The organism is Terrabacter sp. P5_B1 (assembly GCF_056400505.1).
In genome coordinates this window covers 1-705 of record NZ_JBFULD010000612.1, presented here as the reverse complement: position 1 = coordinate 705, position 705 = coordinate 1, and the positions used below count along the sequence as shown (strand labels likewise).

General features: G+C 72.3%; 1 protein-coding gene and 1 pseudogene. Both read right to left on the bottom strand.

Translation table 11 applies throughout. The features are described from left to right. Positions 1 to 125: 125 nt before the first annotated feature. On the bottom strand, positions 126 to 440 hold the full coding sequence (locus tag AC1DP0_RS22400) for a hypothetical protein (RefSeq protein ID WP_478088854.1): 315 nt from the start codon (positions 438 to 440) through the stop codon (positions 126 to 128). A 60-nt stretch (positions 441 to 500) separates the two neighbouring features. Then, positions 501 to 705: pseudogene (locus AC1DP0_RS22395) on the bottom strand (imidazole glycerol phosphate synthase subunit HisH); the annotation flags it as partial.

The following is a 705-nucleotide window of genomic DNA, read 5'->3' as shown; positions in this document are numbered from 1 at the left end:
GGCCCACGTCGTGGCCCGTCGGGAAGTGGGCACTCGACTCACCACCCCCCGTCGAGTGCTCAGATCCCGGCCACGCCGGGGCCGGTCGGGAAGTGGGCACTCGACTCACCACCCCCGTCGAGTGCTCACTTCGCGACGGGGTCGGTCGGGGTGTCTTCGGGAGCGCTCTGCGCGCCGGCGGCGGCGATCTCGCCACGATGGCGCCACAGGACGTAGGCCAACCCGACGACGAGGACGACGGCGATGAGCGCGATGCGCAGCGGCCAGGACAGGTCGAGCAGGGTCGTCACGACGAGTGCGCCGAGCGCGGTGCCCACCGTCGTCGGAAGCCCGGGCCGGCTGCGTCGCCGCCGCGGGTAGAGGGCACCGGAGGAGGTACGTCTCGTGGTGCGGCTCCGACGCTTCGTGCTCGAGCTGGCAGCCGACTTCCTCGTCGCCACGGGTCCCCTCCTCGTCGAGGCCGATCCCCGTTCAGCCCGGACGGGCAGGGGTCGGCACGGTCACAGGCCGCGGACCCAGTTCTCGAGCAGGTGCAGTCCGGCGTCGCCGGACTTCTCGGGATGGAACTGGGTCGCGGTCAGGGGGCCATTCTCGACCGCGGCGACGAACTTCGCACCGTGACGCGCCCACGTGACCCGGGGCGCGACCTTGGCGAAGGCGCCGGTCGGCTCGAGCGTCCACTGCTGCACGGCATACGAGTGGACG